Consider the following 16,195-nt stretch of genomic DNA (forward strand, 5'->3'; position numbering starts at 1 on the left):
GAAATGAGCAGATGTATTATTATAAATCTATTCCAGATTTTTATAAGCGAATTACATCTGTCCATTAAGAAAAAATAAATAACAACAGATGAAACACACATATCATATACACGGAATGACCTGCAATGGTTGTCGTACTCACGTAGAAGAAACACTTTCTAAAGTGGAAGGTGTTTCAAAAGCAACAGTCAATTTAGAAAAGGCAGAAGCTACAATCGAAATGGAATTGCATATTCCTATAGAAACATTTCAAGAAGCCTTAAAAAATGATGGTGGGAGATACAGTATTCATAAACAAGGTGAACATCATCACCATTTAGAAGATAAAACAGAAAAAACATCAAAAGGCAAAGGCACAGGTACATTTTATTGCCCAATGCATTGCGAAGGTGATAAAACCTACGATAAATCAGGCGATTGTCCTGTTTGCGGAATGGATTTGGTTGAAGAACAAAATCTATCATCAGCTTCAACAGAACAATGGACGTGTCCAATGCATCCAGAAATCGTAAAAGATGAAGCAGGTTCGTGCCCTATTTGCGGTATGGATTTAGTACCAATGCAACCAGATGTTTCAGCAGAAGAAAAGACCTATAAAAAATTATTGAAGAAGTTTTGGATAGCAACTGCATTCACATTACCAATATTCTTAATGGCTATGAGCGAAATGCTCAATAACAATCCATTGTACGATATAATGGAACAGAAATATTGGAATTGGATTCAGTTTGCATTATCTATTCCAGTTGTATTTTATGCGACTTGGATGTTCTTTGAACGTGCTTATAGAAGTATAAAAACGTGGAATCTCAATATGTTCACACTTATTGGAATCGGTGCAGGTGTGGCTTGGTTATTTAGTGTGTTTGGGATGTTATTTCCAGATGTGTTTCCAGCACAGTTTAAAACTGAATCAGGTGCAGTACACGTCTATTTTGAAGCAGCAACGGTTATTCTAACCTTGGTGCTTTTAGGACAGTTGTTAGAAGCGCGAGCACACAGTAAAACCAATTCCGCAGTAAAAGAATTACTAAAATTAGCACCTAATAAAGCCATTAAAATTGTAGATGGTGAAGAAATTGAAGTCAGTATAGATGAAATAGAATTAAATGATATTCTAAAAGTAAAACCAGGTGATAAAATTCCTGTGGATGGTGTAGTAACTGAAGGAGAAACAACTATTGATGAATCTATGATTACGGGAGAACCTATTCCTGTAAACAAATCTCAAGATGATAAAGTAAGTAGCGGAACCATTAATGGGAATCAATCATTCTTGATGAAAGCGGAAAAAGTAGGAAGTGATACCTTACTCTCACAAATCATTCATATGGTTAATGATGCCAGTAGAAGTCGCGCACCTATTCAGAATTTAGCAGATAAGGTATCAGGTTATTTTGTGCCAGTTGTAGTTCTTATTTCTATTATCACATTTATGGTTTGGGCAATTTGGGGACCAGAACCTGTTTATGTATATGCGTTTGTGAATGCAATTGCAGTTTTAATCATTGCGTGTCCTTGTGCTTTAGGTTTAGCTACACCTATGTCTGTAATGGTTGGTGTGGGTAAAGGTGCTCAAAATGGTGTATTAATTAAAAATGCCGAAGCTCTCGAAAAAATGGATAAGGTAAATACACTTATAGTTGATAAAACAGGAACTATTACAGAAGGAAAACCAACAGTTGAAACCGTTGGTACTTTTAATGAAGCTTTGAGCGAAGAAGAAGTGTTACAGTACATCGTGTCATTAAATACCAATAGCGAACATCCTTTGGCAGAAGCGACTGTTAAATATGGAAATGAACATAACGCTGAAATAGTAAAATCTAAAAACTTTAGTGCTGTTACAGGAAAAGGTGTTGAAGCTAAAATTGATGAAAAAAATGTAGCATTAGGTAATCCTAAAATGATGGAATATGCCAAAGCAGACATTACCTCTAAAATGAAAGATGAAGCTAAAACGTATCAAAAACAAGGCAAAACAGTTTCTTATTTGTCAATAGATGAAACCGTTGTCGGGTATGTAGTTATAGGGGATAAAATAAAAGAAACAAGTGCCAAGGCTATTAAAGTACTTCAAGATAAAGGCATTGATGTTATAATGCTTACAGGCGATAATCACGATACAGCACAAGCAGTAGCTTCAGAACTTAATTTGGCAGATTTCAAAGCCAGTATGCTACCAGAAGATAAACTCAAAGAAGTAGAGAAACTGCAAGAAAAAGGCAAAGTAGTTGCTATGGCAGGTGATGGAATTAATGATGCACCAGCATTGGCAAAAAGTGATGTGGGTATTGCAATGGGAACAGGTACCTCTGTAGCTATTGAAAGTGCTATGATAACGTTAGTAAAAGGCGATTTACACGGCATAGTAAAGGCTAAAAATTTAAGTCATTCCGTAATGAAGAACATAAAGCAAAATCTATTTTTTGCACTTATTTATAACACATTAGGAGTACCTATTGCAGCAGGCGTATTATTCCCATTTTTTGGCATTTTATTGTCGCCAATGATAGCAGCATTAGCAATGAGTTTTAGTTCTGTTTCGGTAATAGTAAACGCATTAAGATTAAGAAATATTAAAATATAGCACTATGAAAAAATATATAATTTACTTCGGAATATTGGTAGTTGGGTTGTTGTTAGGATGGTTGCTTTTTGGTGGTTCATCAAATGAAAAAACAGACCATAATCACGACGAGCTTGCAGAAACCAATCAAATGTGGACCTGTTCAATGCATCCACAAATTATGCAACCAGAACCAGGTGATTGTCCTATTTGTGGGATGGACTTAATTCCTGCCGAAAGTGGAAGTGATGGTCTGTTAGCAGACCAATTCAAGTTAACCGAAAATGCGATGGCTTTAGCCAATATTCAAACAACTGTTGTAGGCAAAGGTAATGTTGATGGCAACACCCTTAAATTATCTGGTAAAATTGCTGAAAATGAAGAAGCAAACGCAGTACAAGTCAGTTATTTTTCGGGTAGAATAGAACGTTTGAATGTGAGTTTTACAGGCGAAGAAGTTCGTAAAGGTCAATTATTAGCAACCATTTATTCGCCAGAATTGTATGCAGCACAACAAGAATTGATTACAACAGCATCTTTAAAGGAATCGCAACCTGAATTATATAAGGCAGTTCGTAATAAATTGAAGTTATGGAAGCTGTCTGAAAATCAAATAAATCAAATAGAAGAAACCCAAAAAGTAAAAGAAAACTTTCCAGTTTATGCAACCGTTTCAGGAACAGTTACCGAAAAATTAGTAGAACAAGGTGACTACATCAAACAAGGTCAACCATTGCTTAAAATTGCAAATCTCAATACGGTTTGGGCAAACTTTGATGTATATGAAAATCAAATCGATTTATTTAAAAAAGGACAAGAAGTTTTAGTGACTACAAACGCTTATACTAATAAGGAATTTAAAGGGAAAGTAGATTTCATTGAACCAATTTTAAATACTAAAACAAGAACAGTAACCTTACGTGTGGTGCTTAATAACAAAAACGATGTATTTAAACCAGGAATGTTTGTAACCGCAAATATTGAACGAGTTGCAAGTAGTAATGATACGGTATTAACAATTCCAGCATCTGCTGTACTTTGGACAGGAGAACGTTCTGTGGTCTATTTAAAAACCAGTCCAGACCAAACCATTTTTGAAATGCGTGAAGTTGTTTTAGGTAATCAAATTGGTAATGAATATGAAGTTTTAGAAGGTTTATTTATTGGAAATGAAATCGTGACTAACGGGACATTTACGGTTGATGCAGCAGCTCAATTACAAGGTAAAAAATCAATGATGAATAAAGATGGTGGCAAAGTAATGACTGGTCACGAAGGCCATTTAGGAATGGATAATAATGCATCAAAAAAAGAAAGTGGCCATACTAATATGAACGAAAGATTGACAGTATCAAAGAAATTTCAAGAACAACTAAAAGTTGTTTACAATGACTATATCAATTTAAAAGATGCTTTAGTTAAAGAAGATTCAAAAAATACTTCAGTTAATGCAACAAGTTTATTAAACAATTTAAGTAAAGTGGATATGAAATTATTATCAGACAATAATGCTCATACACATTGGATGTCATTAGTAAAAGAAATACAATCTTCTGCAACATCTATTTCTAAAACGTCAGATATAAAAGAACAAAGAGACCATTTCAAGCATCTATCATCACACTTAATAAATGCTGTTCAACTGTTTGGAGTTAAGGAAAAAGTGTATGTAGAGTTTTGTCCAATGGCAGATAACAACAATGGTGCATATTGGTTGAGTAAAGAAGAAAAAGTAATCAATCCATATTTTGGTGAAGCCATGCTAACCTGTGGAGAAGTAAAACAAGTAATCGAATAATAATAAATCAAATAATAACAATTAAATTTTAAACAATGAATTTTTTAAAGAAAAATCACGAACACAAAAACGATAATGTAATCGACGTGAGTAAAAAAGTAATTTTAAGTGTAGTTGCAATAGCAGCATTAGGTTTAACAAGTTGTAAAAACGAAACTAAAAAAGTTGAAGATACTACAGCAACAGAAGTGTCAAAAGAAATCGCAATGACAGATTTATCCTTTGGAGTAAGAGGAAATTGTGGTATGTGTAAAAGTACCATTGAAAAAGCAGCCAATAGTGTTGAAGGTGTTGCAAGTGCCAATTGGGATGTCGATAAAAAGAAGATTGATGTCTCTTTTGATGATACCAAAACAGATGCAATGGCAATTCATAAAGCAATAGCAGCTTCAGGTTACGACACCGAAAAAGTTGCAGGTAGTGAAGAAGCCTATAAAAACTTACCAGGTTGTTGTCAATACGACCACGAAATGATGATGAATCAGTCAGGTGAAATGAAATCGGAAGACCATTCAAATCACGACCATTAAGCCAATAATTTAAGAGTCTTTTTAGAAAGGCTCTTTTTTATTCCCCACAACCCAAAACCCAGTTTTTTCGTGCCTCAAAATCCTCTGTTTTTTGTGTTGTTCCGCGCGCCACACATAGTTGGTTTTATGTCACAATAGTTGTAGCCAACGCTATAATAGCACATTGCTTGTTTTATTTAAAAGTATCTATTTTAATAAATTAGTACAATAAAAAAGCAAAGAGCTATTGCCAACGCTCAAAACAACTATTCCGCCACAAAACCAACCCAAAGCTAAGTTACATAATGCGTAGTTATAGGAGCAAAAATCCTTTCAATGGTTGCCTACGGCGTTTTATTATATTTTCGTGCCTATAACTGTCATTATGTAAAATATCCACACACCATCCGCACAAATTCGAACATATAATGTTATTTTGGAAAAGCATTAAACAGTCGTAAATTTAAAAGGTTGAATTAGTTAAGTATTATATTCGTTATCTCATTCAAGCTGCACAAAACCATCGCTAAGCCTGTATTGAGCTTGACGAAATATCCAAGTATTCCTTACCTCAAGTCTTTGTTTGTTTCATTTCGTTAACAAATATAAAAGTCCACTTTTCCCCACCACCCAAGTCAGCGGTTATAAAAAAATAGGTTAATAAAATGCAGTAATACGACATAGCATATTGCTTTTTCTCGCTCGCCCTGTCTCGAGCGCCAGTCGAGAGGTCAAAAAAACAAAAAGCTATTGTCTAAAAGTCCTGTATAAGTAGCTTGTTTAAATGCTGTTTTATCAAACAACTATTTAAAACGCTACACATACAAACGCTTCATCCCAAGCTCAAATTGGAAATAACCTATTTTTTTAAGAGTTTATGCCCCAAAAAGTGTTGTTCAATTAATTAAATACATTTCAATATGATTACAAAAACAATCCAAATTACAGAAGTCAAAGTTGATGAATTAGCGGATAAGGTAGCAGATAAATTATTGTTTAAAATTGAAGATTACCTTAAAGAACTATCAAAATCAAAAAATGATGAATTACTAACAAGACAAGAAGTAGCCGATTATTTAAGAATAAGTTTAGTAACAATACATTCTTGGAATAAACACGGCATTTTAAATCCAATTCGTATGGGCAACAGAATCTTATACAAAAAACAAGATATTTTAGATGTTTTAGAAGAACAGTCAATAAATAAAAAAAGGTAGCAAATATATGTGGCTACCACAGCCAACGCGCAAGGCTATAAAGGTCAAGCCCTACGGGTTTTGAATAAAACTTTTTTCAAAAGCATTTTTCAAAATGATTAAACATTTAACCTCAAAAAACTTTTATCCAAAAACCTTGACAGCCTTATCCACGCCACAAGAGCATTAGGCTTTCTTTTTTTATTCTTTTTCTTTTAAAAAATTAATGGTGCGAAGCGTAGCGAAGCAATTTTAAATTGGATAGCTATGTCAACTTTTGAACTAAAAACACACCAAATCGGAAGAACTTACTCAAACCCTCATTTTTTTATCCTAAACAAAGGGCAAAACAGCGGAAAGCCTTTAATAAATCCTTGTCCTAATTGTTTTGTGGTATCTACATCAACCGAAGAAGAAAAACAAACCCTTTACCATTTATCTATGATGTTACAAATAGGCGGTTTTTATGCTTATTATTTAAAAGGGAGTGTTATTCCGTTTATCTCAATAGATGATTGCCGAAACACCTTAAAAAACAGTTACACCTCGTTGTTAAGTGATGAATTTCAGTTACAAAAGCATATTAATATAGTTTCAACTATTTGTAAAAAAGAAGCTGAACTTCAAAAAGTAATTTCAAAAATGGCAGATTTAAAAGTGTCATACATACAAAATCTATTTTCTAAAAAGCAAAATCGGGCAACAAAGGGCAACAAAAACCAAATCAATCTATTAGCATAGTATTTGCCATATATTACTTGTGTTGGTTAAAGACCGTACCAAGTCCGTACCAACTTCGAACAAGTATTAATTTTAAATTTTATATACAATGGGTGTTATTTCACAAGGAATCCTGGGCGGTGTATCAGGTAAAGTAGGAAACGTAGTTGGTGCTTCTTGGAAAGGTATTGACTATTTGAGAATTAAGCCTTCAAATGTGGCAAATCCACGAACTGAAGGACAAGTTAACCAAAGAAATAAGTTTACTGTTACTTTGGAGTATCTTCAACCGAATTTAGGTTTTATCAAGAAAGGGTATAAATCTTATGCGGTTCAAAAAACAGAGTTTAATGCAGCAATGTCTTATGTATTGAATAATGCGATTACAGGAGCTGCGCCAAACTTTACTGTAGATTATTCTTTAGCTTTATTAAGTAGAGGTAATCTATCTGGAGCTTTGAACCCTGCAACAGATTTAGCAACTGCGGGACAAGTAGAATTTACTTGGGATGATAACTCTGCTGAAGGTAATGCAAATGCAACTGATAAAGCAATGATTTTAGTTTACAATCCAAGTAAAAAAGAATCAATGTATATTCTTGATGGTGCTGATAGAACTGTAGGATCACAAATCATTACAATTCCAAGTACCTATGCAGGTGATACAGTCGAGCTTTTTATGGCATTTATTACTGCTGAAGGTAATACCGTGTCAAACAGCGTTTATTTAGGCTCTGGAACAGCTAATTAACGGTTGATGTTTTTATGTATGAAACCACTCTTTATGAGTGGTTTTTTTATGCTATATTCGTAATTGAATTTATTAATGATTGCCCTTAATTTACCCTTTTTAGGTGTTTTTTGTATCCTATTTGTTGCCCAAATGCTCTAACCCCAATAAATATAAGGTAAATTACATATTGTATTGGGAAATAGACGCTGTGCTTACCTTTTTGTTATGTTAGTGTTTAGGTTTTAAATTATAAGGATTTAAAAAACAGTTGTATTTCTTCTTTAAAGACGTCTAAGGGGATGCGATGTGCTAAATGGTTATGAATATGTGTTTTATATTCCGGATGATCTATGAGCGTCTCAGATAGAAACTTAAGGGTTTGTTTAGGGTTTACGACATCATCTTGTGTGCCTAAAACGATTTGCTTCAAACGGCTTGAGTTGTTTTTTATTTCAGGGATGTTCTGTGGGACAGATCTCTTGGCTAGGGCGGGATTAAATAATAGGGCAGGGCATTGCATTATGTTTGAGACGTAATAGCCTGTAAAGCCACCCATACTACTTCCTATGACGATATTAATTCCCATTGCTTTAAAAGCTGTGCTTATACTCGCAATAGCGTGTGTGTCTGATAGGTAATCTATGGCTGGGGCAAACACCTCTCCATAAGGTTCTAGTAGCGCTCTTTTTTCGAGGCTTAAACTTCCATTTAAACCATGTATGTATAGGATTTTCATTGTGTTGTTGGGGCTTTAATTTTTAAATAATGCAGTGGAAAGATACAAAAATTAGCAGCTGTAAATGGTATGTGTTATTAGAACATTTCTAGGGGTATTGGCTGTGACTTCTGATGGTTTTATTAGAGTAATCCCTAAGTCTGTTTTTTCTGCCATGCTATAAGCTTGTTTTAAGCCTGTTATAAGCACGGCATAACCACGCTATAACCTGTATTGTAGGATTTTGTATATTGCTGTTTTATAGGTGTTTAGTTTAAAATTAGATATTGTGGCACAACAGCGCGGTATTATCCCTTTAATAGGGACGTTGAATGGTATTAATTTTTATTATTTGAATGGTAAGCCTATTGCCCGAAAAGCGGGTGGTGGATTTACAAGAAAAGCAATACAAACGAAGTCTAGTATGCAGCATGTGCGTGAAAACGCTACTGAGTTTGGGCATTGTTCTGTGGTTAATAAAGCGTTTAGATCTGTTTTAGGTCTTTTTTATAAGGGGTACAAGTTTACGCATTTTCATAGTCGGTTGATGGGCTTGTTTACGCGGTTAAAGGTTTTGGATACGGTATAAATTCTGTAAGGATTTTTGTAAGAAGGCGAGCGTCAGTTAGTTAAATATACGTGGTGTTTTTACACTGGCTTTAGTTTAAGATATAAATTAATGAAAAAAAGGAAATAAAAATCCATAAAGTCAGCGCTAATACAATGGGTTTCATTCCTGTAGATTTCAAATCTTTTATAGATATGGTTGAGCCTACTAAAAACAATGTTATTATTAATAAACGTTTAGCCATTAATACAATTAAGCTAGTAGTTGTTTCTGGTAACATATGGTAGCTATTAATTAGTATTGCAATAATAAATAATACAATAAAGTAAGGGATTTTTATTCTTTCTCCTTTTGTTTTGAATAAAAACATTGAAAAAATGGATAAAGGGATGATCCACAAAGTTCTAGATAGTTTTACTGTTGTTGCAATTCTCAATGCTTCGTCTCCATAACCTAGTGCAGCTCCAACTACAGAACTTGTATCGTGTATTGCAATTGCACACCATAAACCGAATTGTTCTTGTGTTAAACTTAAAAAATGTCCAATTGCAGGAAACACGAATAAGGCAATAGAATTTAATAGAAAAACAATACCTAAAGCAATACTTATTGTTTTACTTTTAGCTTTAATAACTGGAGAAATTGCTGCAATAGCACTGCCGCCACAAATTGCTGTTCCAGATGTGATTAGGTGACCTAGTTTTAAATCTAACTTTAGAAGTTTTGTTAGTAGTAAACCTAGAGTGACAGTTAAAAGTATTGAATAAAAGGTTAAACTCAATCCTTCTTTACTTGTTTCTAAAGTTTCTTTAATAAACATACCAAACCCTAATCCAACAACCGAAATTTTTAAAAAATAATGAATTGCTTTATGACTGTATTCTTTAAATGGATTATTGAAAATAACGGTATATACAAAACCAAGTAACAAAGCAGTTGGGCTGTTTAATACACCTAAAAGCGCAAGGGTAATTATAAGGACGTAAAGTGTTTTTGAAAATATATCTTTCATATCATTTAGTGTTATTTGATACAAAAGTAGATTGAATGAATAGCCTGTAAGCAAATTAATTTGCTATTAGAGATAACTAAAAGTTATGATTAAGTCGAATGAATTTTTCAAATTTTTCCAAAGAATTTGAAAGGTAACCTGTTCTTTTAACAAAATAAAACCATCTTTCAATACTCAAGCCTTTTATGTCTATTATCTTGAGGTTATTATTAATTAAATCATCATTAATAGCATTGATTGAAAGAAGTGCATAATCGTTAGAGTTGTATAAATAATTTTTAATAGCTTCGGTACTGTTTAATGTTACTACACAATTGAGTTTTGAGATGTTATTTTTAACTAAAAAACGGTCTATTATTTCTCTAGTTCCAGAGCCTTTTTCACGTTCAATTATGGGGATTTTTTGTAGCTCTTTTATATCAATACTTCCTTTTTTAAATGAAGAATTATTAACATTGGTTACAAGAACAATTTCGTCTTTTATAAATTTTTTAAAGTGTAGTTTTGGGTTAGAAAAATTCCCTTCTGTAATTCCAAAATCGATTTCCTCATTTAAAATTAAATTTTCAATATTTTCTGAATTATCACTAACTATATCAAATTTTGTTTGAGGGAATTGCATTCTAAACTTCGCAATTACTTTTGGGATGACATAATTGGATAACGTTGTACTTACCCCAAAATTTATAAACTCTGGAAAGGTTTCATTTTTATGTAGAAATTGCTCATCCATTTCAGAATAGATAGCTAATATTTTATTTACATATATAAGGAATGATTTTCCTTCTATTGTTAATTCAATAGAGTTCCTTTTTCTAACAAAAAATGTTGTTTTATATTCTTGTTCTAAATTCTTAATTGCTTTGGATATGGCCGGTTGTGAAATATATAATTGCTCGGCAGCTTTTGTAAAACTTAAATGTTTAGCAACAGTCTTGAATATATGTAACTTTGTTTTCATTAACTTGTGTAGAACGGTCTAGTATAAGAATAGTAGTGGCTTTATAAACGCTAATTTTTAAGTTAAATACAGACTTTTTTTATTTTTACTTACTTTGGTTTTAGTAATTAAACTGCTATTATTTTTATACATTGTTGGCAATAGTACTATTTTATTTTAAGTGAGGTCTTATAAATTTTACTTAAGCCATTATTACTTTCATTAATATAGTTTCTAAATTCTGAAATAGTATCGAAATTTCTTGGATGTATATTATTTCTTTTGCTTGTAAAATATAAAATTTGGTTTTGTTCATCATAAAATGGGCAATATTCCATATACTTTGTGTTCACCGGAACTCCTAGATTTACAGCCTTTTTCCAGTTTCCTTTTGTATCCTTCTTCGAAATATATAAATCCCCACTTCCTTGACCATCTTTTTCTTTATATTTTGAATAGATTATGAAATCTTCTTTTTCTGAAATAAAGGCATTAAACTCATAGCCGGCACTGTTAATGTTTTCATCTAATAAAATAGGATTTGAATAATTGTCACCTTTCCATTCACAGTAATAAATATCATCTTTTCCAAAACCGTCAGGCGATACCATTGTAAAATATAAATTTCCATTTTTACTGACAGAAGGATAAAACTCGTCTAATTCTGAATTAATTGGTTTTCCAAGGTTTTTAGGTTTTGACCACGCCTCATCGTTGTTAGTTCTTTCTACATACCAAATATCAAAATCCTTTTTCTTATTAATAGAATCATTTAAAGGTCTATTAGATACAAAGAATAGTCGCTTATTATCATATGATAAAAAGGGCTCTAAATACATATATGAATCACAAAACGGTAATAATTCTGGTTCTAACCATGCATTTTTGTTCTTTTTAATATAAGCAAGTTGCGAAATGTCTTGATTAGGACTTTGTACCGTAAAGAATGCTTCATTCCCATCTTTTGAAATACAAAAATCTCTTACATTAATAAATTGATTAAGCGCTTTATCAAATTGAGTAATATCAGATTCATTCTGAGCTGATAATAAGTTTGAAATAAGAATTAACGAAATTACTAATCTGATTTTTTTCATTATTGAAGTTCTTTTAAAAGTATTATTGTCAACGGTTTAGTGTATGGTTTACTTCTACGTGGTTAAGCAACTAAGTTAACAAATAAAAACCGAATGGACACGAGCAAAGCGAACTGGCGTTAGCAATTTCGTAAGTAGGTTAGTACTAGCTATTAATTCTATACGGTGTTGGAAAATCGTTTTTATTTTTTAAACCATTCTGTTGTTTGTGGTGGTGGAGGTGGTGGTGGAACGAGTTTGTATTCATCTGCCCACTTTTTCCGTTGAAACTTTGGTTTATTATAACTGTCCATTAATGATTGCCACCATTTTTTTAAATCTGAATTTTGGTCTAATATGCTTCTCCGAGTGACTCTTGGTTCATTATTCGAGTTGTTATGCTCGATAATTAATTCAACAATATATAAGTAGTCATTCAGTCCCCAATCAGATTCTGTTTTAATCCATTTAGAGCTGTAAATCGTATACACATATTTATTTATGTCAGGATTAAAATAGATATCAGTACTTAACTTATATTCTCCGCTCTTTGCTTTTTTGCTTTGGATTAATGAAATTAGAGTATTTAATTTAGCAGTTTGTCCAAAATCAGATTTTAGTTCTGAAAATTTATTTTGTTCAATTAGTTTTTTTGTTTTCTCACCAAGACTATAACTTGCTCTTATTTCTTTCAGTTTTTCATCTTGACAATTTCCAGTTAGAGAGATAAATAAAAGGATAAAGATTAATGTGTAGTTTCTCATTTTAAATGTTTGCCAACGTCTAGTTTAAGAATAGTAGCGAATTTTTATGCACCAACTTTTCGGTTAAACACAGGCCTTTTTTATATTTATTTACTTTTGTTTAAGCGATTAAACCGCTATTGTTTTTATATATTGCTAACCATCTGGCATTTCTTTCACGTTGTATTTGATTTCCTTAATTTTTAATTTTAACCAAGTCCATTTACCACTCTCCAATTTCCAACTTGCTTCGCATTCGATAGGTATTTTTATTTCATTTCGTTCTTCTGTTTTTGTCGCAATAACTGTCCATTCGGTTGGTTGTTCTGAATTTGAATCTTGATAACGCATTGCTACAAATCTTTTGAAGTTTCCTTCTTCGTCAAAGTGGAATTCTCCCGTACCTTTTGTTCCGTTATAATCCATAGTTGCTTTGGCGGAATATTCGTTCAAAGTGTCCCACTTTATGTATGGACTTAAAGCCGCTGAAGGAAACCAAACTATTTCTGCCAAATACCTTTGTAAGGTTGCTTGGTCAACTTTACGGCTGTTTTTGGCATCTGCTACAGAAATGAGCGATAATAGCTTTATTGTCATTTCTCCATTTCCACTTTCAAATTTATCTCGACCAACTACGCTAAAAATTGAATTCATTTTTGTATCAATGTTCCAATTAAATGCTGGCGGATTTATCGTAAAATACTGTTCGGCTTTTCCATTGTTCCAATTTTCTTGGTCGGGACTTAATTTAAGTTGTAATTCTTGAGTCAAATGCACATTAGAAATCGGATGTTTACTGATTGTTCCACTATTAATCATCCACTTTTGTACAATAGAAGGTAATTCCGAAATGGTCTCTTTGGTAATTACTTCTTCACTAACAGTCTGTGAGTTTTCAAACAGTTTTTTCCGTTCTTCTGTAATCTTATTTTTAAAGCTAATATTTGAATAAGCTATTATTACTGATACGAGAATTATTAGGTTTGCTATTGTACCAAATTTTGCGTCAGACCAATAGGTTAAAATTAAAATCTGTGAAGCAATTACAGCTAAAAATCCAATTAACCACCAATAATTGGACTGAAATATTAGTAAAATGATTGCAAGTGCAAAAAGAAGAAATGTCAATAGCCAAACTAATCCAAAAGTTTTAGGAATTGGTTGTGAAATAGCCGTAAATTCAGATATGCCAAATGCTTTCAGAAATCCGAATAAATGGATAATTCCGTGTATTCCAATTAATAAGATTAAAGCTATTCGCATCGTTTTTTGCTTGTGGCTAACGTGTTTGTAAATGGTTTGTTGCGTTCAAGTACACGTTTTTTTTTCGCAATCACAATATAGTAAAAAGTACGCAAAGATCATCGTTTTAGCTAGCTACAGCAATGCAATATACACGTCTTAAGTTTGTAATTTATTAAATTTAATTAATAATCAGAAAGAACAAAAGAGAGCATTAAGGTTACTATACACGGTGAAGCATTAGACTTAGGCAACATTGCTAATCCTCTCTCTCTTTTACAACTTAAACTTCGTTCAGTTCTGTGAGACCTAGATCTCGTTTTCAAGTTGTTGAAATATGAATAGCCGTAGCGAATAAGTTGCTTAAACAGGCCTTTGCTATTGCAAAAATCGGATTGCCTTATGATGAAAACTATGTTTCAAAATTAGCTTAAAGTTGCTTGTTTTTTAACTCAGTTCTTTGTTGCCAGTAGTGTTTCTTGCTAAATATGTTTTATCTAATTCTTTTGCTATTTCGATTGCTTCTTTCACAACCCCTTTTGGGTAATCATTAATTTCAAGTATTCTAATTGCGTTTCTATTTTTTAATTTTCCTACTTTCAGTTTGTAATCAAAACCTACATTCTTGTCATTTACTGTTTCACTAAAATGGTACAGTTCATATTCGTCCGAAAGCATATCGGTTAATTCTATGTCGTGAGTTGAAACCAATATTTTATTATTATTCTTTGTTAAAGCAGATAATACAGATTTTCCAGCAGAAATTCGCTCTACTGTATTCGTGCCTTTAAATATTTCATCTAAAAGAAAGAGGTTTTTATTTCCATTTACGCTCTCTTTAAGCATTTCTTTTATAGTTAATACTTCTTCAAAATAATAACTTTTATCGTTCATTAAATCATCACTTATTCGGATAGCCGAAAACATTTTTAACAAAGGAAAAGTCATTGATTTTGCAAAACAAGTATTAATTGTAAATCCAGTTATTACATTTAGTCCAATTGCGCGAATAAAAGAAGTTTTTCCAGACATATTTGAACCTGTAAGAAGTATGGATTTTTCAGATATTTTTATACTATTAGTTGTGCAATTAAAAATTAAAGGATGACTGATATCTTCAACAATGATTTTATCTCCATCATTAATAATTGGCAAACAGAATGTTTCAAGTCCGTTTCTTAAAGACGCTATTGAAATTAACATATCAATGTGTCCAACAAACTTAAAAACGTTTTCTATTTCTTCTCTTTTATTATTTAACCTTCTTAAAACTCCAAATAGTAATAAAGGCTCAAGCAAAAACATTGTTTTAAAAATCTCAAATATAAACCAAGCTATGATTTCAAATTCTCCTTGAAGTTTGGCTTCGAGTGAGAAAAAAGACATTCTTTTTTTAACTTCATTTATTAATTTGATTGACTTTGGCAGGTCAGGATTTATTTTTTTAAATAATGGGAAGGCAAATAAATGAGAAGCAACGTTGTTAAGTCTTAAAAGTTGTGGAATTGAGCCTACGTATTGTATTAAATTATTTTTATTCCAATAATGAAGCACAAAATTCACGCAGAAAACCCCTAATAGAACTATGAAAAATATAGGATTAAAAAAACCGAGAACAAGTGATACTAAACTTGAAAACGATAATAGTTTTATTGCAATAAACCATTTTGGTGGATTAAGATGCTCTTCTTGAAATAAAGAGGATATATAAAACGCATCTTTATGTTTTAGTTTTTCAAGCTTTTTTTGAACCGAAATTCTTAATTCTGGATTTTTCGATAATTCAGTTATTATTTCTTCGTTCAGTTTGGTTTGGTTTTCATTTACTTTTATTGTCCGAAGATTATTGTAAAAGTATTGTTGACCAACTTTTGAATTAGTTCGGTCAAGAAACATAAATAAGTCATCAAAATCCAAGTCGTTACAGGTTTTGTCTGATAATACTTGATGTGCTTTTGAATTGTCTTTTTTTCTGAAGTATTTTTCAATGCTTTCAAAGTCAAAGGAATCATCTTTCAATTCTCCAAAAGATTCTTTTAACCTTTGATTTATCTCTTTTTTTCTATTGAATTTTATTTGAGAAAAAGTGTATTTAATTTGAAATATTATGTCTTTTATCATTAAACAATTAGTGTAGGATTTCTATTTAATGTTACAAAAAATGTTTAATTTATTGTTCATCTGTTGAATTGAGCCGAGGTGTTTTACATTACTGGCAACGTGTTGTGTATGATTAGTTGCGTTGGCAGGAACTAAGTTAATAAAAGAAAACGAACGAGAGGAAAATCCGTAGGATTTTCCGAGTACACACAGACCAAGCAATTAATTATACACGTCTTAAGTTTACAATTCATTAAATTTAAGGATAAATCAG

The 16,195-nt window shown here is 32.0% G+C and carries 14 protein-coding genes; 7 read left to right on the forward strand and 7 right to left on the reverse strand.

Translation table 11 applies throughout. The annotated features are described in order from the left end of the window. Positions 1-88 precede the first annotated feature (88 nt). The 6 genes from ABD730_RS08610 (at position 89) to ABD730_RS08635 (ending at position 7,543) form a co-directional block, all read left to right on the forward strand. A complete protein-coding gene (locus ABD730_RS08610; protein WP_173300313.1) occupies positions 89-2,590 on the forward strand; it encodes a heavy metal translocating P-type ATPase in 2,502 nt (833 codons plus the stop codon). A 4-nt stretch (positions 2,591-2,594) separates the two neighbouring features. Next, a complete protein-coding gene (locus tag ABD730_RS08615; protein ID WP_092468860.1) occupies positions 2,595-4,367 on the forward strand; it encodes an efflux RND transporter periplasmic adaptor subunit in 1,773 nt (590 codons plus the stop codon). Positions 4,368-4,402: 35 nt separating this feature from the next. Next, positions 4,403-4,897: a heavy-metal-associated domain-containing protein gene (locus ABD730_RS08620; protein ID WP_092468862.1), complete on the forward strand. Its 495-nt coding sequence runs from the start codon at positions 4,403-4,405 to the stop codon at positions 4,895-4,897. 899 nt (positions 4,898-5,796) lie between these two features. Further along, on the forward strand, positions 5,797-6,093 hold the full coding sequence (locus tag ABD730_RS08625) for a helix-turn-helix domain-containing protein (RefSeq protein ID WP_092468864.1): 297 nt from the start codon (positions 5,797-5,799) through the stop codon (positions 6,091-6,093). A 246-nt stretch (positions 6,094-6,339) separates the two neighbouring features. Further along, on the forward strand, positions 6,340-6,813 hold the full coding sequence (locus tag ABD730_RS08630) for a DUF6943 family protein (protein WP_092468866.1): 474 nt from the start codon (positions 6,340-6,342) through the stop codon (positions 6,811-6,813). An 88-nt stretch (positions 6,814-6,901) separates the two neighbouring features. Continuing rightward, entirely contained in the window at positions 6,902-7,543 is a 642-nt protein-coding gene (locus ABD730_RS08635; protein WP_092468868.1) for a DUF6266 family protein, read from the forward strand. 229 nt (positions 7,544-7,772) lie between these two features. Here the strand turns inward: ABD730_RS08635 and ABD730_RS08640 are convergent, their stop codons facing one another. After that, positions 7,773-8,261, reverse strand: coding sequence for a YqiA/YcfP family alpha/beta fold hydrolase (locus ABD730_RS08640; protein ID WP_344713948.1), 489 nt, complete (start codon positions 8,259-8,261; stop codon positions 7,773-7,775). A 268-nt stretch (positions 8,262-8,529) separates the two neighbouring features. Between ABD730_RS08640 and ABD730_RS08645 the strand changes: the two genes are divergently transcribed. Further along, complete coding sequence (locus ABD730_RS08645; RefSeq protein ID WP_344713950.1) at positions 8,530-8,829, forward strand: hypothetical protein; 300 nt, start codon at positions 8,530-8,532, stop codon at positions 8,827-8,829. Between the two features lie 70 nt (positions 8,830-8,899). Here ABD730_RS08645 and ABD730_RS08650 read toward each other — a convergent pair whose 3' ends face one another. From ABD730_RS08650 to ABD730_RS08675, 6 genes are all read right to left on the reverse strand, one after another. Next, positions 8,900-9,820, reverse strand: a complete 921-nt coding sequence (locus tag ABD730_RS08650; protein ID WP_344713952.1) for a YeiH family protein — start codon at positions 9,818-9,820, stop codon at positions 8,900-8,902. A 76-nt stretch (positions 9,821-9,896) separates the two neighbouring features. Beyond that, positions 9,897-10,781, reverse strand: coding sequence for a LysR substrate-binding domain-containing protein (locus ABD730_RS08655; protein ID WP_344713954.1), 885 nt, complete (start codon positions 10,779-10,781; stop codon positions 9,897-9,899). A 146-nt stretch (positions 10,782-10,927) separates the two neighbouring features. Then, positions 10,928-11,857: a hypothetical protein gene (locus ABD730_RS08660; RefSeq protein ID WP_334471002.1), complete on the reverse strand. Its 930-nt coding sequence runs from the start codon at positions 11,855-11,857 to the stop codon at positions 10,928-10,930. Between the two features lie 182 nt (positions 11,858-12,039). Next, positions 12,040-12,600: a hypothetical protein gene (locus ABD730_RS08665; protein ID WP_344713957.1), complete on the reverse strand. Its 561-nt coding sequence runs from the start codon at positions 12,598-12,600 to the stop codon at positions 12,040-12,042. Positions 12,601-12,735: 135 nt separating this feature from the next. Further along, positions 12,736-13,842 (reverse strand): DUF6920 family protein, encoded by a 1,107-nt coding sequence (locus ABD730_RS08670; protein WP_334471006.1) that lies wholly within the window; start codon positions 13,840-13,842, stop codon positions 12,736-12,738. Positions 13,843-14,268: 426 nt separating this feature from the next. Further along, the gene (locus ABD730_RS08675; protein WP_344713959.1) at positions 14,269-15,942 is read right to left on the reverse strand and encodes a MutS-related protein; all 1,674 of its coding nucleotides are present in this window, start codon (positions 15,940-15,942) and stop codon (positions 14,269-14,271) included. Positions 15,943-16,195: the final 253 nt, after the last annotated feature.

The sequence above is a fragment of the Winogradskyella damuponensis genome (assembly GCF_039538385.1).
Lineage (GTDB): Bacteria > Bacteroidota > Bacteroidia > Flavobacteriales > Flavobacteriaceae > Winogradskyella > Winogradskyella damuponensis.